This window comes from Streptomyces sp. NPDC048484, assembly GCF_040651415.1.
Taxonomy (GTDB): Bacteria; Actinomycetota; Actinomycetes; order Streptomycetales; family Streptomycetaceae; genus Streptomyces.
In genome coordinates, this window is record NZ_JBEZJY010000014.1 from 175,224 (window position 1) to 196,349 (window position 21,126).

14 protein-coding genes and 1 pseudogene are annotated in these 21,126 nt (G+C 69.0%); 7 read left to right on the forward strand and 8 right to left on the reverse strand.

The window, feature by feature from the left end; genetic code table 11:
* Window positions 1-89: 89 nt before the first annotated feature.
* The 3 genes from AB0D14_RS16680 (at window position 90) to AB0D14_RS16690 (ending at window position 8,116) form a co-directional block, all read left to right on the forward strand.
* Window positions 90-3,755: an FtsX-like permease family protein gene (locus AB0D14_RS16680; protein WP_362779303.1), complete on the forward strand. Its 3,666-nt coding sequence runs from the start codon at window positions 90-92 to the stop codon at window positions 3,753-3,755.
* 193 nt (window positions 3,756-3,948) lie between these two features.
* Window positions 3,949-6,810, forward strand: coding sequence for an ABC transporter permease (locus tag AB0D14_RS16685; protein WP_362779353.1), 2,862 nt, complete (start codon window positions 3,949-3,951; stop codon window positions 6,808-6,810).
* 319 nt (window positions 6,811-7,129) lie between these two features.
* Window positions 7,130-8,116: an ABC transporter ATP-binding protein gene (locus AB0D14_RS16690; protein ID WP_362779305.1), complete on the forward strand. Its 987-nt coding sequence runs from the start codon at window positions 7,130-7,132 to the stop codon at window positions 8,114-8,116.
* Between the two features lie 58 nt (window positions 8,117-8,174).
* On the opposite strand, the gene AB0D14_RS16695 is transcribed toward AB0D14_RS16690, so the two are convergent.
* From AB0D14_RS16695 to ettA, 3 genes are read right to left on the reverse strand one after another with little or no spacing between them, the layout of a single operon-like run.
* Window positions 8,175-8,876 carry a hypothetical protein gene (locus tag AB0D14_RS16695; RefSeq protein WP_362779307.1) on the reverse strand — a complete coding sequence of 234 codons (702 nt, stop codon included), beginning with the start codon at window positions 8,874-8,876 and terminating at the stop codon, window positions 8,175-8,177.
* A complete protein-coding gene (locus tag AB0D14_RS16700) occupies window positions 8,873-9,292 on the reverse strand; it encodes a thioesterase family protein (protein ID WP_362779310.1) in 420 nt (139 codons plus the stop codon). Before AB0D14_RS16700 ends, AB0D14_RS16695 begins: the two co-directional genes overlap by 4 nt.
* 5 nt (window positions 9,293-9,297) lie before the next feature.
* Window positions 9,298-10,962, reverse strand: coding sequence for an energy-dependent translational throttle protein EttA (gene ettA / locus AB0D14_RS16705; protein WP_362779312.1), 1,665 nt, complete (start codon window positions 10,960-10,962; stop codon window positions 9,298-9,300).
* Between the two features lie 232 nt (window positions 10,963-11,194).
* On the opposite strand from ettA, the gene AB0D14_RS16710 reads away from it, so the two are divergent.
* Window positions 11,195-11,461 carry a hypothetical protein gene (locus AB0D14_RS16710; protein WP_362779314.1) on the forward strand — a complete coding sequence of 89 codons (267 nt, stop codon included), beginning with the start codon at window positions 11,195-11,197 and terminating at the stop codon, window positions 11,459-11,461.
* Between the two features lie 37 nt (window positions 11,462-11,498).
* On the opposite strand, the gene AB0D14_RS16715 is transcribed toward AB0D14_RS16710, so the two are convergent.
* Window positions 11,499-12,254 (reverse strand): GntR family transcriptional regulator, encoded by a 756-nt coding sequence (locus AB0D14_RS16715; protein WP_362779316.1) that lies wholly within the window; start codon window positions 12,252-12,254, stop codon window positions 11,499-11,501.
* 79 nt (window positions 12,255-12,333) lie between these two features.
* On the opposite strand from AB0D14_RS16715, the pseudogene AB0D14_RS16720 reads away from it, so the two are divergent.
* Together AB0D14_RS16720 and AB0D14_RS16725 are read left to right on the forward strand one after the other, a co-directional pair.
* Window positions 12,334-12,608 (forward strand): annotated as a pseudogene (locus AB0D14_RS16720) (hypothetical protein); the annotation flags it as partial.
* Window positions 12,609-13,204: 596 nt separating this feature from the next.
* Complete coding sequence (locus AB0D14_RS16725; RefSeq protein ID WP_362779317.1) at window positions 13,205-13,525, forward strand: hypothetical protein; 321 nt, start codon at window positions 13,205-13,207, stop codon at window positions 13,523-13,525.
* A gap of 243 nt (window positions 13,526-13,768) precedes the next feature.
* Here AB0D14_RS16725 and AB0D14_RS16730 read toward each other — a convergent pair whose 3' ends face one another.
* The 4 genes from AB0D14_RS16730 to AB0D14_RS16745 all read right to left on the reverse strand — a co-directional run bounded on the left by AB0D14_RS16730 (window position 13,769) and on the right by AB0D14_RS16745 (window position 20,338).
* Complete coding sequence (locus tag AB0D14_RS16730; RefSeq protein WP_362779320.1) at window positions 13,769-14,185, reverse strand: hypothetical protein; 417 nt, start codon at window positions 14,183-14,185, stop codon at window positions 13,769-13,771.
* Window positions 14,186-15,670: 1,485 nt separating this feature from the next.
* Window positions 15,671-16,816, reverse strand: a complete 1,146-nt coding sequence (locus tag AB0D14_RS16735; protein WP_362779323.1) for a hypothetical protein — start codon at window positions 16,814-16,816, stop codon at window positions 15,671-15,673.
* A gap of 405 nt (window positions 16,817-17,221) precedes the next feature.
* Window positions 17,222-18,511 carry an ISL3 family transposase gene (locus tag AB0D14_RS16740; protein ID WP_362779326.1) on the reverse strand — a complete coding sequence of 430 codons (1,290 nt, stop codon included), beginning with the start codon at window positions 18,509-18,511 and terminating at the stop codon, window positions 17,222-17,224.
* A gap of 438 nt (window positions 18,512-18,949) precedes the next feature.
* The gene (locus tag AB0D14_RS16745) at window positions 18,950-20,338 is read right to left on the reverse strand and encodes an IS1380 family transposase (protein WP_362779328.1); all 1,389 of its coding nucleotides are present in this window, start codon (window positions 20,336-20,338) and stop codon (window positions 18,950-18,952) included.
* Window positions 20,339-20,496: 158 nt separating this feature from the next.
* Here AB0D14_RS16745 and AB0D14_RS16750 point away from each other — a divergent pair, with 158 nt between their 5' ends.
* On the forward strand, window positions 20,497-21,120 hold the full coding sequence (locus AB0D14_RS16750) for a hypothetical protein (protein WP_362779331.1): 624 nt from the start codon (window positions 20,497-20,499) through the stop codon (window positions 21,118-21,120).
* Window positions 21,121-21,126 lie beyond the last annotated feature (6 nt).

The following is a 21,126-nucleotide window of genomic DNA, read 5'->3' on the forward strand; positions in this document are numbered from 1 at the left end:
GCCGGATTCCGGTCACGATCCGGTCAAGCCCGGTTCTCAAGCGCTTACCCTCGGCCCCTCACCTCTGACAACATCACCGGAGATCCGGGATGTCCGGCGACACGGCGGGGGGCCGGGTGACGGGGTTCGTCCTACTGCGCGTGCGGGCGCACCGCCTGCTGCTGAGCGCCGCGCTGCTCACCGTCCTGCTGACCACGGCTGTCCTGGCGACCCTGACCGCGTACTCGGGCGCGATCGGCGACGCGGCGCTGCGCCACTCGCTCCTCGATCCGTCGCCGGGCGCGACCGGTACGCAGAGCGCCGCGGCCACGACGCTGGTCGTCAAGGCCGATGTCCCGCCAGAGGAGCGCGGAGCCGCCGACAAGGCCATACGGGACGGAGCCCGGCGCACCTTCGACGGGCTGCCTGTGACGCTGCGGACGCTGGCACGGTCGGGGCCGTACGCCCTGCCGAGGTCCCTGCAGCCGCCCGCCGCCCGCTCGGAGGACCCGGATCTCACCCACTTCGCGGCGCTCGATCCCACCCAGGTGCGGACGGTCGAGGGCCGCCCGCCGCGCGCTCCGAGCGGTGGCCGCGAGATCGAGGTGTCCCTCCCCGAGACCGCCGCGCGCCGGCTGGCGCTCGAACCGGGAGCACGGCTGACCCTCGTCGACCGGTTCGACGGTCCGAAGGTACGGGTCCGGGTGACCGGTCTGTACCGGCCCGTGCGGGTCACCTCGCCCTACTGGCAGTTGGACGATCTGCACGGACGCGGGGTCAGCAAACTCGACTTCACGACGTACGGGCCGCTGCTGGCGGACCCGGCGGTGCTCGCGGCCACCGGAACCGGACCGGCCGGCGGAACCGAACCGGCCGGCGGAACCAGTCGAGCGGTCAGCTCCGGGCCGAGCGCCTGGCTGGCGTCCGCAGATTTCTCGGCACTGCCGACCGGCCGGATCGACGAACTTCGGGACGCGGCGAGCACCGGGCCCCGTTCCCTGCTCAAGTCCGCCGCGCTGCACGGCACCACCGCCGCCACGACATCGTTGCCGGAGGAACTGGACCGGGTCGAGCGGTCGTTGCTGGTCTCCCGTTCGACGCTGCTGATCGTCGCGCTCCAGCTCGCCCTCCTCGCCGGGTACGCGCTGTGGCTCGTGGCCAGGCTGCTGAGCGTCGAACGGGGCGGTGAAACACGGCTGTTGCGGGCGCGTGGCGCTTCGCGCGGGCGGGTGGCAGGACTTGCCGCACTGGAGGCGTCCCTGCTCGCCCTGCCGGCCGCCGTCTGCGCTCCGCTGATCGCCGGGCCGCTCACGCGGCTGCTGGCCGGGCAGGGGGCGCTGGCCCGGATCGGGCTGCGCCTGGACACCTCGGCAACGGCCGGCGGAGTGTGGGTGACCGCCGCCGCGGTCGCCCTGGGGTGCGCCCTGGCGGTGACCGTGCCCGCCCTGACCGCACGGGCCGAGGGTGCGGGGGGCGGCCGGGCCCGTTCGCTCCCGGCGCCGGTACGGGCGGGTGCGGACGTCGGCCTGCTGGTGATCGCGGCCGTCGCGTACTGGCAGTTGAGCCGGCAGACCTCCGGAGCCGTCACGACTCTCGGCGCCGCCGGCTCCAACGGCTCCGAGCAGGCGGCGGGGGGACCCACGGACAGCTTCGGCATCGATCCTCTCCTCGTCTCCGCCCCCGCGCTGGCCCTGCTCGCCGGAACCGTGCTCACCCTGCGCCTGCTGCCACCCGTGGCCCGCCTCGCCGAACGGCGCGCGGCGAGCGGCAGGGGGCTGCCGACGGCGCTCGCGGGCTGGCAGTTCAGCCGCCGCCCCATGCGTGGTGCCGGGCCCGTCCTGCTGCTCGTCCTCGCCGTCGCCATGGGCATGCTCGCGATCGGCCAGGGCGCGTCGTGGGACCGCTCGCAGGACGACCAGGCGGACTTCCTGGCCGGTACGTCCATACGGGTACTCGCGGGCGGCGAGAGCGGCTTGGCCGGGGCCGGGGTCTACGCGGACCTCGACGGCGTACGCGGGGCGGCCCCGGCCATGCGGATGTCGCTGCCGCTGTCCGGCAACCGGACGGCCGCGGTGCTGGCGCTGGACACCGAGACCGCCGGGACGGACTCCGGCAAGGGTTCCGACGGCGGCTCCGGTACGGGTTCCGGGAAGGCTTCCGGTAAGGATTCCGGTGACGCCTCCGGAAGCCAGGAAACCGCCGCGATGCTGATGCGCGGGGATCTGGCGGACGAACCGGTCGGACGGATGCTGGCGGGGCTCGGCCCCGGTCGGGCGGGGTCGGCGGGCGTGGCACTGCCCGAGGGGAGCACGCGGCTGGAGCTGGCCCTGCGGATCCGGGCGGCCCCGCGGCCCTCGGACCCGGACTCCCCCGACGACCCTGACTCGCCCGACGCCCCTGACTCGGCGGACGACCCTGACTCGACGGGCTCCACGGGTTCGGCGGACTCCACGGCGTACCGCTCCAAGATGTCGGCGGACGTGACCGTGACGCTGGAGGACCGGTACGGCACGCTTTACCACGTGCCCGCCGGCGAACTCCCCGCCGATGGAAGGACACACCGCCTCACCCTGGAGCTGGCACAGACCGAGCAGACCCCGGCCGAGCAGACCCCTGCCGACCGGACCGCCGAGCCGCTCTCACTGACCGGGGCGCAGCTGGACATGGTCCAGCCCACCGGGCGCGCCGAGCAACACCGGTTGTCCTTGGAGGAGTTGACGGCCACGGGATCCGACGGGACGGAACGGCGGCTGCCGCGGCCCACCTCCTGGCAGGTGACGTCGGAGAACAACAGCACCACGGCGGACCCCAAGGCGGGCAACGCTCCGACGCGCCCGGGTGTGGAGTCCGAGAGCCCGCTGACGGTGAGCTACGGAACCGGGTACATCCCTCGTGACACCCCGTGGGACACCTCGTCGTTGACGGTCCGGCTGCAGGCGGATCAGCCCGCCGCACCCGAGGTCGAGGCCGTGGCGACCGACGACTTCCTGACGGCCGCGGGCGCGCGCACCGGGGAGCGGCTGGACGTCCCCTTCGGCGGTTCGGCCATACCGGTACGGATCGTGGAGAGCGTACGCGCGCTGCCGACCACGCAGGACCCGGGCGCCGGGAACACCTCCGGCGGGGCGCTGCTGGTCGATCTCCGCTCCGTGAACCGGGCGCTGGCGGAGCGGCACGGGGAGAGCGTGGCGCCCACCGAGTGGTGGCTGCGGACCGAGCCGGGCGCCGCGGCCCAGGTGGCGGCGGAGCTGCGTGAACGGCCCGATGTGGAGCCGTCGCAGGTCGTCGTGCGCGACGAGGTCGCGGAACGGCTGCGGGACGACCCGTTCGGCGCGGGTCCGGAGGCCGCGTTCGCCGCGGCATCCGTGGTGGCCGCCGCGCTGGCCGCGGTCGGCTTCGCGGTGAGTACGGCGGGCTCGCTGCGGGAGCGGGGCGCCGAATTCGCCCTGCTCCGCGCGCTGGGCGCGCCACGCCGTCAGTTGGCCCGGATGGTCGCGGCCGAGCAAGGCGTGCTGGTGGCACTGGCACTGGTGGTGGGGGTGGTGCTGGGTGCGGTACTGACCCGGGCGATCCTTCCGTTGATCATGCTGACGTCCCGGGCCACCCGGCCGGTCCCGGAGGTGCTGGTGCAACTCCCCCTCGGCCAGGTCGCGTTCCTGCTGGCCGCCCTGGTGGTCGCACCGCTGATCGTCACCGGCGTACTGGTGCTGCGGCGCGGCGACTCGGCCTCCTCGCTCCGGTCACTGCGTTCGCTGCACGAGCAGGGGGGTGAGTGAGGTGGGCCGCCGCTGGACCTTCACGCGTCGGGACACACGTCGGGACACACGTCTGGACGCAAGCCGAGACACACGTCGATACGCACGTCGGGACACACGCCGAGACACACGTCGGAACGCCGAACGCCCCGTCGCGCCCTGGATCCGTACCCGCCTGCGGGCCGCCCCCGGTGCCGCCGTCGCCCTCGCCCTGCTGGTGACGGCGAGCGTCTGCCTGGCGGCGTCCTTCCCGCGTGCCGTCGACCGTTACGAGGACGCGGGTCTGCGCCAGGCAGTCGCCGACGCGACGGCCCGCAGCACCTCCGTCATGGTGTATGCCCCGCCGCCCTCCCTCGGCGCCACGCAGGGGGAACGCGAGGCGGACCTGCGCCGGGCCTCACTGCGTGAGCGGTACGCCCAGATCCTGACCGCCGTCGAGCGGCCGCTGGTCGCCGACCCCGGGCAGTCCGCGTACGGCGTCCGCACCACGAAACCCCTGGAAGCGGCGGAGAAGTGGCTGCCACGGCCGAGCGGACTGCCTGCGCAGCTGACCCTCGCCGCGCAGGACGGCCTCGCCGAACACGCCCGTCTGCGCGCGGGCCACCTCCCCCGCGCCGACGACACGGTGACCGCCGCGACCCCGGAGCTGGAGGCCGCGGTCACCACGGAGACCGCCGGCCGACTCCGCATCAAGGTGGGTTCGGTGATCCATGTCCCCGCCGTCGAACGCGCCCCGCTCGCCGTGCGCGTGACCGGCATCGTCGCCCCGCGCGACCACGAGGGGGCGTACTGGGCCGCTCAGCCCATCCTGCGCACCCCGGCCCTCATGCGGCTCCCCGCCCAGGGCGCCGAGCCGAACACGTACTGGCTCGGCGCGCTCCTCCTGGCCCCGGACGCGGCGCCGGCGCTCCTCGGCACCTCCGGTGGCCCCGCGCGCTACTGGCAGCTGGCGCCGGCCCCCTCCGCCCTGTCCGCGAGCGACCTGCCCCGGCTGGCCGGCGCGCTCGCCGCGCTGGAGTCCGGTCCCGGCCTGCTGAAGGTGCGCGCGTTCACGGACCCGGAGGCCGACGTGAGCAGCGACCTCGACGACGTCCTCACCTCGTACGCCGAACTCCGTTCCGGTATCCGCCCCCTCGTCGCCGTCGCCGCTTTCGGCAGCGCCACGGTCGCGGCCGTGGTCCTCCTGATGGCCGGTGGCCTCACCGCCGACCGCCGCCGGAGCGAACTCGCTCTCCTGCGCGCCCGGGGTGTCTCCCTGCGCGGCCTCATGGCACGGCTGTTCGCCGAGACGGCGGTGGTCGCGGTACCGGCGGCGGCGCTCGGTCTCGCGGGCGCACTGCTCGCCGTCCCGTACGGCCGACTGTCGTACGCCGCCGGGACCGCCGCCGCGGTCGCGCTCATCGCCTGCGCCATGCTGCCCGTACGCGCCTGGATCACCCACCGTGCCGTACGCGTCCACGGTGCCCGCGAGGACCTCGCGTCCGTACGCCCTTCGCTGCGCCGCACCGTCGCCGAACTCACTCTGCTGGTGCTGGCGTCGGCAGCGGTGTTCGCGCTGCGGAGCCGAGGGACATCGGGGAGCTCCGGCGAGGCGACCGGGTCCGCCGATCCGGCGGACCTGGACGCTTCCGGCGATCAACTGGTCGCGCTCGCACCGGTGCTGATCGGCGTGATCGCCGCCCTCGTCCTGGTCCGGCTCCATCCGCTGCCCCTGCGCTGGCTGGCCCGCCCCGTCGGCCGGCTGCGCGGCGCGGTCGGCCACCTCTCGCTGGCCCGCGCGGGCCGCAACTCCGTCTCCACGGTGCTGCCTCTGCTCGCCCTCCTGACGGCCCTCACCACGGCGGCGTTCGGAGGGTCGGTCCTCGCGGGTGTCGCGGACGCACGGGACCGGGCGGCGCTGCTCACCCTCGGAGCCGACGCCCGCATCGAGGTCCTGGGAGCCCTGCCCGCCACCCTCCCGGAACGGATCCGCTCGGCACCGGGCGTACGCGAGGTCACCCCGCTGAGCATCGGATACGAGGCGAAGCCGGGGGCCGGCGTGGAAACCGTGCCCCTGGCCGGTGTGGAGCCCGAGGGCTACGCCCGGTTGGCACGGAGCACGCACCTCGGGGCCTTCCCGGCAGACGAGCTGAAGGCCCCGGGCGACGCGAGAGCCTCGGAGAGCGGCGCCTCGGGCGACCTGGGGGCGGAAGGTTCGGAGGCTACTGGCACGGGGACTGGTGGATCGGGGACTGGTGGCCCGGGGGCTACTGCCACGAAGGCGGGAAGCTCTGAGGCGGGAGGCTCGGAGGCCGAGGACGGGTCGGGCGGGTCCCCGCTGCCCGCCCTCGCCTCGCCCGTCGTCGCCGACCGGTTCGGCACCCGGCCCCTTCCGGTGCGCCTGGAGGACGGCAGCACGATCACCATCCGCATCACCGTCGTACGCGAGCTGACCCCGGCCGTGTCGGGCACCGAGTTCCTCGTCGTGGACCGCGCCGGCCTCGGCACCGTCCCCGCACGTCCGACGGCACTCCTGCTGACCGGCGACCACCTGGACGCGGACACCCTGCGCAAGGCCGCCGGCACCACCGCGGACGTACGCCTGCGGTCCGACGAACGCGCGCGGTACGTCGACTCCCCTCTCCAGTCAGGCGCGGAACGCGTCTACGCGATGGCGGTGGCGGCGGGCTCCGGTTACGCCGTACTCGCGCTGCTGCTCGCCCTGATCCGCGCGGCGCCCGAACGCGCGGCCCTGCTGGCCCGGCTGCGCACCATGGGCCTCACCCGGGCCCAGGGCCGTCGGCTGCTCGTGCTGGAAGCGCTGCCGCAGGCCCTGCTCGCCGCGGTGGGCGGGACCCTGACGGGCTGGGCGACGGTCCGTCTGCTGGCTCCCGGCGTCGACCTGACCGCCGTCGCCCTGGCCACCCCCGGCGGCGCTCCTCCTCCCGGCACCGCAGCGCTGCACACCGATCCGGCGTCCCTGCTCCTGCCGGCGTTCGCCGTGCTCGTCGTCGCCACGGGTATCGCCGCGGGTCAGGCGTGGTGGACCGGACGGCGCGGCTCGGTGAGGGAACTGAGAGCGGGGGACGCCCGATGACGACGACACACACGGCATACGCGACACGCACGGCAGACGCGACCTATGCGACCTGTGCGACCTGTGCGACCCACGCGGTATGCGCGATATCTGCGACACATACGGCAGGCGCGACCCACCCAGCATGCACATGCACGGGATCCGCCCGTGCCCGACGGCACCGGCGCGGACCAGGCGCTGCCCCGACGCGCCCCTGCCCGGCGTCCTCGGCCTGCCCCGCCCGGCCGACCCCACCCGAGCCGTCGCGCGAGCCCCCGGTGGGCACCGCCCTGACATCCACCGCCGGTCCACTCCTGACGCCCACCACCGGAGCCACCCGATGACGACCACCGACTCCGCCGGACCGGCCGGCCCGGCCGGTCCCAGCTTCTCCGACCTGGCCCAGCGCGCCGCCGACCGCCGTGACCGCCCCGCCTACGGCCATGACGCCCTGATCACCTGTGACCGGCTGGTCCGGATCTTCTCCACTGACGGTGTGGAGGTACAGGCCCTCCAGGGCCTCGACCTCCTCGTCCGGGAGGGCGAGTTGATGGCCCTGGTCGGCGCGTCCGGCAGCGGCAAGTCGACCCTGATGAACATTCTGGCCGGCCTGGACACCCCCACCGCGGGTGCCGCCCGGGTCGCGGGACACGACCTGCTGACGATGGGCGCGAAGGACCGGCTGAGCTACCGGCGCGAGACCGTCGGTTTCGTCTGGCAGCAGACGGCCCGCAATCTCCTCCCCTACCTGACGGCCGCCCAGAACGTCGCCCTGCCGATGCAGCTCGGCGGCTCCCGGAAGGGCCGCCGCGCACAGGCACAACGCGCCCTGGAACTCCTGGATCTGCTGGATGTCGCGGACTGCCGAACCCGCCGCCCGTACCAGATGTCCGGTGGTCAGCAGCAGCGCGTCGCCATCGCCGTGGCACTGGCCAACGCCCCGGCCGTCCTCCTCGCCGACGAACCCACCGGCGAACTCGACTCGCACACCGCCGAGCAGATCTTCGCCGCCTTCCGCACCGCGAACGAGCGTCTCGGCACGACCATCGTGATCGTCACGCACGACCAGGCGGTCGCCGGTGAGGTCCGCCGAACAGTGGCCATCCGCGACGGCCGTACGTCCACGGAGGTCCTGCGCCGCACCGAGGTGGACGCCACCACCGGCCACGAGACAGTGGTGGCACGCGAGTACGCGATGCTCGACCGGGCCGGCCGGCTCCAGCTCCCCGCCGAGTACACCGAGGCCCTCGGTATGCGCGACCGCGTTGCCCTGGAACTCGAACCGGACCACATCGGCGTATGGCCGGACGACAGCGAGCACCGCTGACGCTCAGCGACCGCTGCCGCTGCTGACGCTGAGCTACCGCTACCGCTGCCGCTGACGCTCAGCGAACGCTGACGTCCAGCGTCCCGAGTCCCGCCCCGGGCCCCGTCCTGCGTACGGCGATCGACCCGTACGGCGTCCACAACCTGAGCCACGCGCCCGAGGAGAGCAGCCGCGGTACGGACCCCTCGGGTACGGCCCCGCGCGTGGGCCGCAGGAATCCCAGCGACTGAGCCGCGTGGGCAGCCCGTACGGGGAGAGGGGTGTCCCCGACCGGCCGGGACCAGATCTCCCGCCCGATCCCGTCGAGTGCGGACCGCGTACGCCCCTCGGGCGCCAACTCATCTGTCCGCGACCGGAATTCGGCGACCACCGCGGCCACGGTCGTGCGCACCGCGTCGAGCGCGGGCAGCCCCGGCTCGGGCCGCCAGCCGCCGCGCGGCGGCAGCACTCCGGCCCACGGCGGTCCGGTGACGGCGGCTGGCACGGTCGCCATGGCCGCCGACTCGTCGAGGGATTCCAGGAGTTCACCGGCCGAGACCGTCACGTCCAGCGAGAGGTCCAGCCCGTTCTCGTACGGCTTGGCGAGCCGTGCCGTGCGGATCGCGAGCACCTCGAACGACGGCGGCCGGCCGAACACCGCGAGCGTCGTCCCCGTCGCCTGCAGCCGCACCGCGGCCGCCCGGTCGTAGTGGATCAACCGGGCCAGGAAGGCGGCGAGATCCGCCGCCTCCCCCTCGTCGACGAGGTGCAGGGCCGTCATGCGGCGACGGCCCCCGCGGGATCGGCCTCGTCGTCCGCGTACTCCTCAAGGAACTCGCGCTCCTCCGCGGTGATCCGACGCGGCCGCTGCGCCTCGAAGTCGAACGGCACTATCACCGTCCGGGCCCGTACGTACACCTGGGCCGGGTCCTTGACCTCGTAGGCGATGGTGAACGACGCCGCCCTGATCTGCGTGACCCACAGCTCGATGTCCACCGGGGTGTGCCGGTGCACCAACTGCTGCTTGTAGTCGATCTCATGGCGCGCCACCACTGACCCCTGCTGGAAGTCCTTGTCAGGGCGGAACAGGAAGTCGATACGCGCCTCCTCCAGGTAACGGAGGAAGACCACGTTGTTGATGTGGCCGTACGCGTCCATGTCCGCCCAGCGCAGCGGGCAGCGGTAGATGTGGCGCAAGGAGATCAGCCCCGGGTCAGCTTCTTGTAGGTGGCGCGGTGCGGGCGCGCGGCGTCCGCTCCGAGCCGCTCGACCTTGTTCTTCTCGTATGAGTCGAAGTTGCCCTCGAACCAGAACCACTTGGAGTCACCCTCGTACGCGAGGATGTGCGTCGCCACCCGGTCCAGGAACCACCGGTCGTGGGAGACGACCACCGCGGCACCGGGGAACTCCAGCAGCGCGTTCTCCAGCGAGGAGAGCGTCTCGACGTCCAGGTCGTTCGTCGGCTCGTCGAGGAGGAGCAGGTTGCCGCCCTGCTTGAGGGTGAGCGCCAGGTTCAGGCGGTTGCGCTCACCGCCGGAGAGGACGCCGGCCGCCTTCTGCTGGTCCGGGCCCTTGAAGCCGAAGGCGGAGACGTACGCCCGCGACGGCACCTCGACCTGGCCGACATTGATGTAGTCGAGCTCGTCCGAGACCACGGCCCACAGCGACTTCTTCGGGTCGATGTTCTCGCGGCTCTGGTCGACGTACGAGATCTTGACCGTGTCGCCGACCTTGATCGTGCCGGCGTCCGGCGTCTCCAGCCCCTGGATCATCTTGAAGAGCGTGGTCTTGCCGGCGCCGTTCGGGCCGATGACACCGACGATCCCGTTGCGCGGCAGCGTGAAGCTGAGGTCGTCGATCAGGACCTTGTCGCCGAAGCCCTTGGAGAGGTTGTTGACCTCGACCACGATGGCGCCCAGGCGCGGGCCCGGCGGGATCTGGATCTCCTCGAAGTCCAGCTTCCGCATCTTGTCCGCCTCGGCGGCCATCTCCTCGTAGCGGGACAGTCGCGCCTTGGACTTGACCTGCCGGCCCTTGGCGTTGGACCGCACCCACTCAAGCTCTTCCTTGAGCCGCTTGGCGCGCTTGACGTCCTTCTGGCCCTCGACCTTGAGGCGGGAGGCCTTCTTTTCGAGGTACGTGGAGTAGTTGCCCTCGTAGGGGTGGGCTCGACCGCGGTCGAGCTCAAGGATCCACTGGGCGACGTTGTCCAGGAAGTACCGGTCGTGGGTGACGGCGACGACGGTGCCGGGGTACTTCGCGAGGTGCTGCTCCAGCCACTGCACGGACTCGGCGTCCAGGTGGTTGGTGGGCTCGTCGAGAAGCAGCAGGTCGGGCGCCTCGATCAGCAGCTTGCAGAGCGCGACACGGCGCTTCTCGCCACCGGAGAGGTTGGTGACCGGCCAGTCGCCGGGCGGGCAGCCCAGCGCGTCCATGGCCTGCTCCAGCTGGGCGTCGAGGTCCCACGCGTTGGCGTGGTCCAGGTCCCCCTGGAGCGTGCCCATCTCGTCCATGAGCGCGTCCGAGTAGTCGGTCGCCATCAGCTCGGCGACCTCGTTGAAGCGCTTGAGCTTGCCCATGATCTCGGCGGCGCCGTCCTGCACGTTCTCCAGGACCGTCTTGGCCTCGTCCAGCGGCGGTTCCTGAAGCAGCATGCCGACGGAGTAACCCGGCAACAGGTACGCGTCACCGTTCGACGGCTGCTCAAGGCCGGCCATGATCTTCAGCACGGTCGACTTACCGGCACCGTTCGGGCCGACGACGCCGATCTTCGCTCCCGGCATGAAGTCCAGGGTGACGTCGTCGAGAATCACCTTGTCGCCGTGCGCCTTGCGCGTCTTGCGCATGGTGTAAATGAACTCAGCCAAGAGAAACCGTCCGGACGCTTGAATTCGGCAGTGGGCAGATACACCCCATCTTGCCGCACCGCCACCCCTCGGGGGAAACGCGTATGGCGGGGGTCACCTGACCTGGCATTTCCCTGCTGGCGCCCACGGCTCGACTGTCACCGCCGGTTGCCATCGGTCAGCCCCGGGCACCCTCGCACGGCCCAGAGACGGCCCAGGAATGATCACTCGACGGACATGCGACGCTGGCGCCATGGCATCAGCGGACGTGCGGGACGACCTACGACACCTGCTCAACGAGTGGGACCCGATCGGCGTGGCCGATCTTGCACCGGATGAGTACGACTGCCTCGTCGTCCCGATCCTGACCCGCCTGAGGCGCGGAGCCGACCGGGCGGAACTGAGGCAGTTCCTGCTCCAGGAACTGACGGGGCACTTCGGCCTGAGCAACCCCTACGACGTGGACGGCATGACAGACCGCCTCACCGCTTGGTGGGCATCGACGCGTCCAGTGGCCTGACGAACTCGGCTCGTCGACGAAGAGCCAGCGGGCAGCCCTATCGGCTGATGGGAATCTCGTAGACGATCTCGCAGTGAGCGGCGGGCACCACGATGTCCGCTGTCTCCACGGGCCGCCCCTCGTCGCTGTAGTACGTCCGCCGGATGTGCGTGACGAGCGCGGCCTTCTGGATCCCGAGAAGCGAAGCCTCCTCGGCGGTCGCCTGCCTGGGCTCCGGCTGCTCCACGGCATGGCTGACGGTGATCCCGATGGCAGCCATGCGATTCACGACGCCCGCTCCGGCGTGCGGCCCTCCCTCAGGAAGGACGACGAGCGTGCCCGCGGTGAGGTCGTACGGCTCCCAACTCGTCGACAACTGCACCGGCCTGCCGTTGGCAAGGAACTCATAAACAGTCCGAACGCACAGAGCACCCTCGTCGACACCCAACCGTGCCGCGACATCCACCGGAGCCGGCACCTTGGCGTCCGTCCGGCTCTCCCAGTCGCCCTGCTTGCCGACAGCCTTCATGTCCGCGCGAAACGGCGACCCCTCGGGCTGCTCGCGCGCCGACGACCGAACGACCCGCACCCGCTTCCGCGGCTCGGCGACGTACGTACCCGAGCCGGCACGGCCCTCCAGCACGCCCTGCGAGATCAACAGTTCCTGTGCCCGGCGGACCACGTTCTCGCCCACGCCGTATTCCTGGCCGATCTGGGCGCGAGAGGGAAGCCGGTCCCCCGGCTCCCACACGTGTTCCGCGATCCGCCGCCGAAGCTCGTCGGCGATGCGAAGGAAGGGCGCTTGCTCAGGCATGTAGAAAATCTAGTCCACTAGCTTTAATCTAGTTAACTAGCTTCACTCAATGTGATCACCGCTTAACGGAGGCTGCCCTGTGCCCGCTCCGGGAGTTAGCGCGGCGGCCATCGCCGACCGCCTGTCCGCCCTCGGACTCCCCACGCGCATGGAGGAGTACGCCCAGTTCACATCGGTCGAGGCGGAGGTGCCGGAAGAGCTCTCCGCCGAGTCATGGAGGGAGGCCCTGGAGGTGGTGGCCGAGGCCGATCGATTCGGACTCCTCGCCACGAGCCTGGGCGCCCGCACCCTCTGGGCGGTCTTACACAAAGCGGTCCCACGACAAGCGACGCCACGGGACCAACCCATCAGCGACAGGAGCTGATCCAGCGTGCTCAACCGCATTCGCCGTGCAGTTACACGAGCCGGAGCACGACACCCCAAGGGCAAGCATCGCCGCCCTTCGGCACCTTCATGGCCACCGACCGCTCCCACATCGGCTGTATTCACCGACGAGCCGACGGTCGCCTTACAACGGATCCCCGACTCCGCGAGGCATCGCTACCAGCTGACGGGCGAGGAAAACGCGCTCATCCGCCCGTACATGCTGGCCTGGGAAAAGCGCGTGCACCAGCATCCGACGGTTGCCGCGGCCCCCCACCCGCCGACCGAAGCATGGTCGGCTCTTCTGGAGACAGTCTGATGCCCTCTCGACGGCAGACTCCCGCCTCGGATCCTTCGGGCATCTCCTACCGCTCGATCGCCTGCCGGATTGGCACACACCACGCCTGCGCGGAGTCCTCTCCGGCATCGGCACCGGTCGACGTGCCAGTCATCTATGAGGCCTGCGACTGCCCATGCCATCCAGCGCCTGACTGCTCCACACCCGCCGAAAGCGAACCGCCGAGCGGCTGGATCCCTGGATGTGCGCCGGCACCCAACCTCGAAACCACCGGAAGGCAGACTCAGTGATGACGGAACAGAGCGGACTCAGGCTCCTCCCGTGGGTGGGACCGGAGGGCAAACCGTGCTACCTGAGCACCAACGATGGTGACGGCTTCATGTCCCGTCTGGCGGACCGCATCGAGGCGGATCAGCTCGACACGGCGTCCGAACTCCTGAAGCACGCACTTCAGGTACTCGATCACAGGACGGGCGACTTCGATGAACTGCCGCTTCTTGCCGCTCAGTTGACTGAGGCACTGGGAGACGTATTGCGTGTGGCAACCAGTCGCGGGAGCCGCCTGGCGACACCGGAGCATCTTCAAGAGGGATTGCCGTCTGACCTCTAAGGGCGACGCCTGGTCACGCAGTATCCAGTACGGCAGGGAGCCTCGGGCACAGTCCAAGGCTCCCTGCTTTCGTCGATGCCAGTCGGCTATGACGACCGGCCGACTAATCGCGCACCCGCATGCTCCGCCGCACCTCATCGGCCCTGGTCTGGAAGCACACGGCTCCGGAGACCCCTTGCCCTGAGCGGAGTCGGCTCTTGGGCGACGAGTAATCGGCTGGTTATCTCTGGCCCGATACAGCCATCAGCCTGCGGTCAGGTCGGCACGCATGGCCCTACGGAGGGAGTCGAGCGCCTCGCTGACCGCACTCATCGTCAAAGGCCAGTCGGGGTCTGCGCTTATTTCGGGCCCGTCGAAGCGGTCTCGTAGGTCTCGGACCCGCATGAACGCTTTATCGGCCGCGTCACCGAGCTGCACAGGAGCGATGATCAGCATTTGGTAGCGGAGGTGGTAGGCGTTGGTCGATCCCAGGATCTCGCCTGCCTGCTCTATGCGTTCCTCTCTGGTGAGCCCGGTGCTGCGCTTCAGATCTCGGAGGCGATGTGTGGTGAGCGAGAGCGCGCCGAGGTATTCGGCGTAGAGCTGCTGCCTGACGGCCTGTTCGCGGGCTGTGCTCTCACGTTGCCACCTCGACCGTTCGGCGATGAGGGTGGTACTCACACCCAAGATCGCACCAAGAGCTGTACCTGCCAAAGTCCCCCAGTCCACGGTCTGATGGTAGGGGCGGTGGGCACCCCAGCCCAGAGGGCGTGATCCGCTGGCCGATCTGAGCCCTCAGCTTGGGAAGCTCGGGTCATCTAGGGGGAGTTGGGGTTCTGACCTGCGGAGGAGTGGCCTGACGGCCCCTCGACGCGGGCGCGTCGCTGCCCGCCATTCCCCGTGGCTCCCCGTCCAACCTGGCACGGATCTGGCACGAGCAACTGCCGGGGTCCGGTGGGGACTACTCAGGGCGCCGATCGTGCGCCACGCGTGCGACCACCCCGCGAGCCGCCTCTTACTCCCACCGGTTTGGCTTCCGCCTGGGGCGCCCCCGGGCGCCGTTCGTCGGGACTGTGTGACCCTACGGGGGTGCGTTCCCAGGCGCGACGGGATTTTGCCCGCCGAGCCTGGGACTGCACACCGCCTTCTGATCCGTAGCTCTACAGAGATCGGTCATTAGAGGTCATGCAGGCTGCGGGGAGGGTCGCGAGAGCCGCTGTCGGGCTCGGGCGGTTGCTGGGGTTGCTGTACTTCATTGCTGTACAGCAGGGATCCCGACCGGGGGTGAGGTCATGGAGCGGGAACAGTTCGAACGGCTGCTGGGCGGTGGCGACGACACGTCGTTGGCTGCTCTGTCTGCTCTCCGCGCCGGCGCTTCTCACGTTATCTGGGACGGAACGACGTCAGCCGAGTCCCTCGCGAGGATTTACGGGCGCCGACTCCGCCACACCCTTCGGAAGGGCATCGAGACCTCCGGCTTGGCGCGGGCCGTGCAACGCCTCGACCTACACAGCCGACCGGTTCGGCTGGGCCAGATCAGGACTGCCGACGGATCGTGGGTCTTCATGCTGTTCCTCGACCAGGACGGCAGCACGCTGGTGGCATGCACCGGAGTCCGGCAAGCGCAACCAGGCCCACCACGACCAGACACCAGCTGAAACTCTGCACCGCCCAACACGCTTTCCAACTCTGCTGGTTGCCGTTCCTGGTAGTTCAGACCCGTTCAGATCCTGCGTGCCGCCCTGTGCCGACACGGCCCCGAACGAGCGCGAACTACTACGGACGAGACTGCCGTTGAGACTGAGCGCCAGCATCAGGGGCATCACCACGGTCGCGCCAGAGGCCCAAGTGCGCTCCTCGATACGAAATACGGCCAGTACGGTCGCTGAGGTCTGCTGGGCTGGTCAGGAAGGCTGCGAGGAGCGGCAACGGCAGATGCCGGTCGGAGTGGTTGCTGTACTTCGCTGCTGTACTGCAACCACTCCGGAGGGGCTTCGGTACGCCGCGTTTTCACTGGTCAGAGCCCTGCACTGTGCCTGTCGTGGGAGAGCCGTCCACGAATGGTCCGCGGACTCGAAGGACGGTTGTGTCCCGCGTCTCCTGCCGTCAGAGCGGTGCGCAGGTCTACCGATTGACTACCGTTCGAACTGGGGCGATATTTTCGTCCTATTCGTAACTCTCACCTACGCGAATATTCAAAATTGCACTCTCATCGCATTGAGAGGAACCGCCGTCGAATGTGATACCGCTGCCGCTGGGCTGTCTTCCCACTCTGCCGATCGGTTCAAGATCGGAGTACTCTAGACGCCAATCTTCAAGCTCTGGAATTATTGCGTAATCTTCCCCTTCGGGGAAAACTCCGAGGCCTGATTTCACTACAGTGCTGTTCTCTTCCAGTCTAATCGCTGCAGACCTTACTCCATGGGTCAGGGTTCGCGTGTATTGCTCCAAAAAGTCTTTATGCACGACATCGTAGTGCCGAACACGGCTCTGCGTTCGGCCCCATGCAGCGCGCTTGCTGCCGGGCTCCAGATAGCTCATTCGCACCCATGGAAGCGAAACCATTAGGTGCCTGCCTTCATGCAAAAGCACCCCAATCATGGGTGCATCTACCACGGCAATCGGAGCGATAAAGCTGCAGTAGGATCGGCCGTTCTTTTCTTCTTCTCCTTCGATAATCTTCTTGAGATGGTCGGCTGCCTTAAGGAGAGGTAGGGTGAGTGAGCGGTACGCTTCCTCACCAGTCAATTCCAGTTTCGATCCGCCTTTCCGAGCCGTTTTCGACAGAGAGATTGCATAGAAAGGTGGGGCGTCAAAGATTGTGAATTCATGGAAAGCTAGAGCGTCATAGGTGCTCATTAGGATGGAGTAATCACTCGGCATGTCTGGGTTTTCAACGCGGCCGAACATCTTAATGTCTGGCTCAACTCCGATAAGCTCGGGAAACTCTGCATCTGTACCCGGGGGTGTCCCTCGAAGGAAGAATACGTAAGGAAGCTCACTCTGTTTGCATTCGATCAGCATGTGCAACTGGGGAGAGAATGCACTTCTTGCGCACCCTGACTCCGTTGAGTCATTCAAATAAATCTCGGCGAATACGTCGAGGGCGCGCACGCTATCTGTTTCTTTGTCCAGGTAAGCCCATTCTTCTTGGATCTTGGCTGGGAGGTCGAGATCGGTGAATTGCCTGGCGAGAGAATTCGAAATTTCGGCTTGAAGGGGGTACCCGGAACGGCGGATTGCCTCAAGGACTGCCTCCCCGGTTACACCGGCATTCAACTGCTCGTACCCTCGAACCTTGCCGGAATTCACGATTCGCTCCCATCTTGCGATAAAATAAGTGGCCGACCGGTGCGCAATGATATTTCGGTCGCCTATCGTGCGCACTGGCCTCGATCAGGATGCCTGAAACTTATGGTCCGTGCGGGGTGGTTCGCTCAGGTCTCCCAGGAAGTGTGAGGTTGGTGTGTCGTTCGACCTGCCTCGATAGTTTTCAATAGCCACATTTGGGGTGAAACGTCCAACTCTCTTTTCATCGCCCAACACCTCCGTGAGCTGCCCCGGCGCCCACACGTCAACGAAGCGCTGCACTGGCGCTACAGGGAATGGCAGTCACGTACTGGCTCGCAGGGGTAGCGCGGCTGGGCGGTTTTCAAGAGCGTCGCGGTATCACTCCCGATGTTGCCTCTGACCTGCACCTATTACGGGTCTTCGAATTTAGTGGGGGTGCTGCTCCCGTCGAGCTCGTCGGGTCGTAGCGCAGCGTGACCGTAGGCGTTGGTTGGCGCGGTTGCGAAAGCCGAAGGCATTGCGGGCTTCGAGCTTGATGAGGCGGTTGTTGCCCTCGCTTGCGGCGTTCGTGATCCCGGTCGTGATGTACGCCTTGATGCCGTCCCACCAGGCGTCGACGGTCTCGGCGAGGGTGACGAGTTCGGGCAGGTGGGCGTGGTCTGCGATGTGGGCGTTGAGGCGGTGGCGGGCGGCGGAGATCGCGGAACGGTCGGGGAGGACATGAGTGTGCTTGGAGGCCGGGCGGAGCAGGTCGCGCAGGAGCTCCTTGGCCTGCCAGCCGGCGTGGATCTGCCGCCCGTAGGTGCCCATGTGGTCCAACTCGACCCAGAGCAGGGTGAGTTGACCGGGGCGGAGGTCTTCTTTGTTGCGGCGCAGAAGTTTGCGGACGGTGTAGATCGCGTCGCCCTTGCGGGCCCGGCGGCCGTGTTGTTTCCAGGTCAGCCGGCGTCGGAGGTCGGCGAGGTGGCGCTGGGCGAGTTGCACGATGTGGAAGCAGTCGATGACCACGGTGGCGTGCGGCAGGGCTGTGCGGACGGCGGCGCGGAAGGTCGGGCACAGGTCGATCGCGACGTACTTGACGTGCTGTTTCCAGTGTTCGGGCTGGGCGGTGAGCCAGTCGGCGACACTGGCGGCGTTGCGGCCCTCGACCTGTCCGAACAGGCCCCGGCCGCCGACGGCGTCGACGAAGCCGATGTGCCAGGCGTCCGCGACCATCTCCCACGTGCCGGTGTCCGGGTTCTGTTTCCACACGGGCTTGCCGCGGCGGGTCTCGTCGATGCCGACGGCCTCGGTCTTCTGCGGCTCGCAGGGCGGGACACCGGCTGCGTACGCGGTGAAGCAACGCTGGACGATCGGCCAGGAAAGCCCCAGGTCACGGCCTGCCTGGATGACGGTGCGGCTGCCGTCGCACACCGCTTCCCCGGCCGCCTCACGCAACGCGGCGGTGGTCCGCATCCCGGCCGGCACCTGCGGTATCCGCTCGGTGAACGATCCGCGCCCGCAGGCCGGTTCGGTGCAGTACCAGCGCGCCTTGCGCCAGCGGACCGCCACCGGCCGGCCGCCGCAGGGCAGGTGCCGGGGCCGGGTGGTGCGGTAATCCTTGAGCCGGATGGCGAACACCCCGCAGCCGGGACAGGCCCGCGCGGCAGGGTCGGCAGTCACCACGTGCACCAGGCTGCCACCCGCACCGTCGTCCTCGACACCCACCACGCTCACCCCCTCCACCCCCAGCAGTCGGGTCGCCGCCGCGTCGTTGATCTCTGTATCGTTGATGTCCGAGCCCGCAGGTTTTTCAAGATCGGTTGTCTAGACACCAACCATGATCACGAAGCCCTGCGGGCTCTCCACGTCCGGGGCACCCCACCCGACAGACCGTTACAACCCGTGACCGGTACGGGCGCTGACGGACGCCGCACCCCCACTAAATTCGAAGACCCCCTATTACTCGATGCGGCAGTTTCACGAGCGCGCTGGCCCACGTATGGCCCACAGCGCGGCTCAGCCTCGATCCACCGCGTGAATTCTGGTCTCCGATTTCGGGTGGGGTGCCGGTGATGTTTCCGGGTTTGGCCAGCACGGCTTGCCGGGTGGCCGTCCCGGTGGCGGGTTCTCCGAAGGTTCTTTCTGGTCGTGGGCGGGCGTCGGGCAGTTGGGTCAGGTGCGCAGACGCTGTCCGGTGCTGGTCCACAGATCGGTGAAGTCCGCTTCCCAGCGCCAGTGTTGAGGCAGGTGCAGGGTGATCGTCCGCGCTCTGGTCGCGATCCGGGCCGGGACGTGGATGAGGTGGCGGCGGATGGTGCCGGTCCGCGCTTTGGCGTGGAAGGCGGAGGCGAGATGACCGGCCGCGCGGGTGAGGTTGTAGGCGGCTGCCGCGAGGGTGAGCCAGGCGGCGTTCGCGGTGAACTTCCCCGAGGGCAGGTGGCCGAGCAAGGAGTCTTCCAGGTCGGCGAAGACCTGCTCGACCACGGCGTGGTCGCGGTGCATCGGCTCGGCCTGGCCAAGCTCGAAGCGGCTGTCGGTGAAGATGACGTGGTGGCGCCAGACGCCGAACAGCTCGGCCTGGCCTTCGGGGACGCTCTTGGGGTTGAGGCGTTTCACGCGCCGCACGATGAGCCGGGCCGTGGTGTGGAACTGCTTCCTTTTGCTGGTGAACGCGGTGAAGGGGATTTCGGTGATCTCGGCGTCGGAGACCCAGCACTCATCCTCGTGGTCCCAGACGGCGGCGGTGTACTCGATCGGCGTCCAGGCGTCCTCGGCGATGTTCACGATGGCCTCGCGGACCGTCTTCTTGACCGCGACCGCCAGGGAGAAGCGGACGCCGGCTGTGCGGCAGGCGTCGACGACCCTGTGGGAGAAGTACGCCGAGTGCGCACGCACGATGATCTGCGCGGTGATCCCCATCGCCCGCACCGTGGCCAGGGCTTCACGCAGCAGACTGGCGGCCCCTTTGCCGGAGCCCGCCGAGCCCTTGCGCAGCCTCGTGGCGACGATGACCGGCGCGCAGGTGCCCGTCTTGACGGTGACGATCTGGAAGTGCAGGCCGCGGACCTTCGTATAGCCGAACGAGGCGCCCTGCTTGGCCGGGCCGTAGACCTGCTTGACCTTGGAGTCGATGTCGACGAACACCACCTCGTCCGTCTTCGGCACCAGCCCGGTGTGCGCGGCCAGATTGCAGGTGAACGCCCGTGTCGCGGACTGGAGTTGGCGGACATGTCCCCAGGTGAAGGCGCGTAGGAAGCTGCCCAGTGTGGATGGGGCCCGTATCCCGCCGAACAGGCGGGCGAGACCGCCGTGCCGCAGCACGTCCAGGTCGTCGATACTGTCCGCGCCGGCCACCATCCCGGCGACAATGGACATGGCCTTCGCGTCAGCAGCCGTGCCCGCGCCGTTCTTCGCGCCCGTCAGCCGCACCTTCTGGGCCACCAGACTCGGCAGGTCGCACCGCTCGGCCAGCCGGATCGCCGGGACCAGTCCGGCATGCGCGATCAGATTCGGTTCATCGAACGCGGCGAACACCGCCGTCTGGCTGTGGGAAGATTTCACTTACGAGGTGCCTTGCTGGTTGGGCGGATGGAAGCGTAGAGAACTCCCATTATCCCAGGTCAGCGGGCACCTCTTCTCATTTCCCTGTCCACAGCCCGGCCATTACTCGGTGGATCGAGGCTGAGAAGTCCAAGAGCTTCTCGGACAAACAGAAGCGCTTGGCCGACGCGTGGCTGACCAACATCGAAGCGGACATGGCCCGCGGGCAGTACATCGACCCGAAGGCGGGCCGCGTCACCTTCCGCGAGTACACGGAACGCTGGCTCGGCGCCCTCACGACCGATCTCACGAGCCGGGCGGCCGTAGAGGGGCGGCTACGGCTTCACGCGCTGCCGTACCTCGGCACTCGCCCCATCGGGTCGTTCCAGCCTGAGCACATCCGCGACTGGAACCGCCAGCTCGAAGATTCCGTGAAGTCGGCGCAGTACCGGCGCCTCATCTTCGACGCGGTCTCTTCCGTGCTGAACGCGGCCGTGGATGACCGTCTCCTGGCCTCGAACCCCTGTCGGGCCCGATCGGTCAAGGCGCCTCGTCCCGTACCGACACGAGTGCATCCGTGGTCCGCTGAGCAGGTGTTCGGCGTACGGGCCGGTCTGCCCGACCGCTACCGGGCCATGGTCGACGTAGGCGCCGGGGGTGGGCTACGTGTTCTGTCTCGGGAGGTTGTGGACGGTGACTGGATTCACGGTCGGCTGATCTTGAAATGGGTGAGGGCCTTCTGGCCTGGTGTGGATTGCGACATCTGCACCAGTGATCAGAAAGGCCCTCGTGCCCCACCGTAATGCACC

Bases quoted from the DNA above. Each gene is read 5' to 3' on its own strand.
- AB0D14_RS16680 (WP_362779303.1), top strand. From the start codon at position 90: ATGTCCGGCGACACGGCGGGGGGCCGGGTGACGGGGTTCGTCCTACTG.
- AB0D14_RS16690 (WP_362779305.1), top strand. From the start codon at position 7,130: ATGACGACCACCGACTCCGCCGGACCGGCCGGCCCGGCCGGTCCCAGC.
- AB0D14_RS16695 (WP_362779307.1), bottom strand. From the start codon at position 8,876: ATGACGGCCCTGCACCTCGTCGACGAGGGGGAGGCGGCGGATCTCGCC.
- AB0D14_RS16710 (WP_362779314.1), top strand. From the start codon at position 11,195: ATGGCATCAGCGGACGTGCGGGACGACCTACGACACCTGCTCAACGAG.
- AB0D14_RS16715 (WP_362779316.1), bottom strand. From the start codon at position 12,254: ATGCCTGAGCAAGCGCCCTTCCTTCGCATCGCCGACGAGCTTCGGCGG.
- AB0D14_RS16725 (WP_362779317.1), top strand. From the start codon at position 13,205: ATGACGGAACAGAGCGGACTCAGGCTCCTCCCGTGGGTGGGACCGGAG.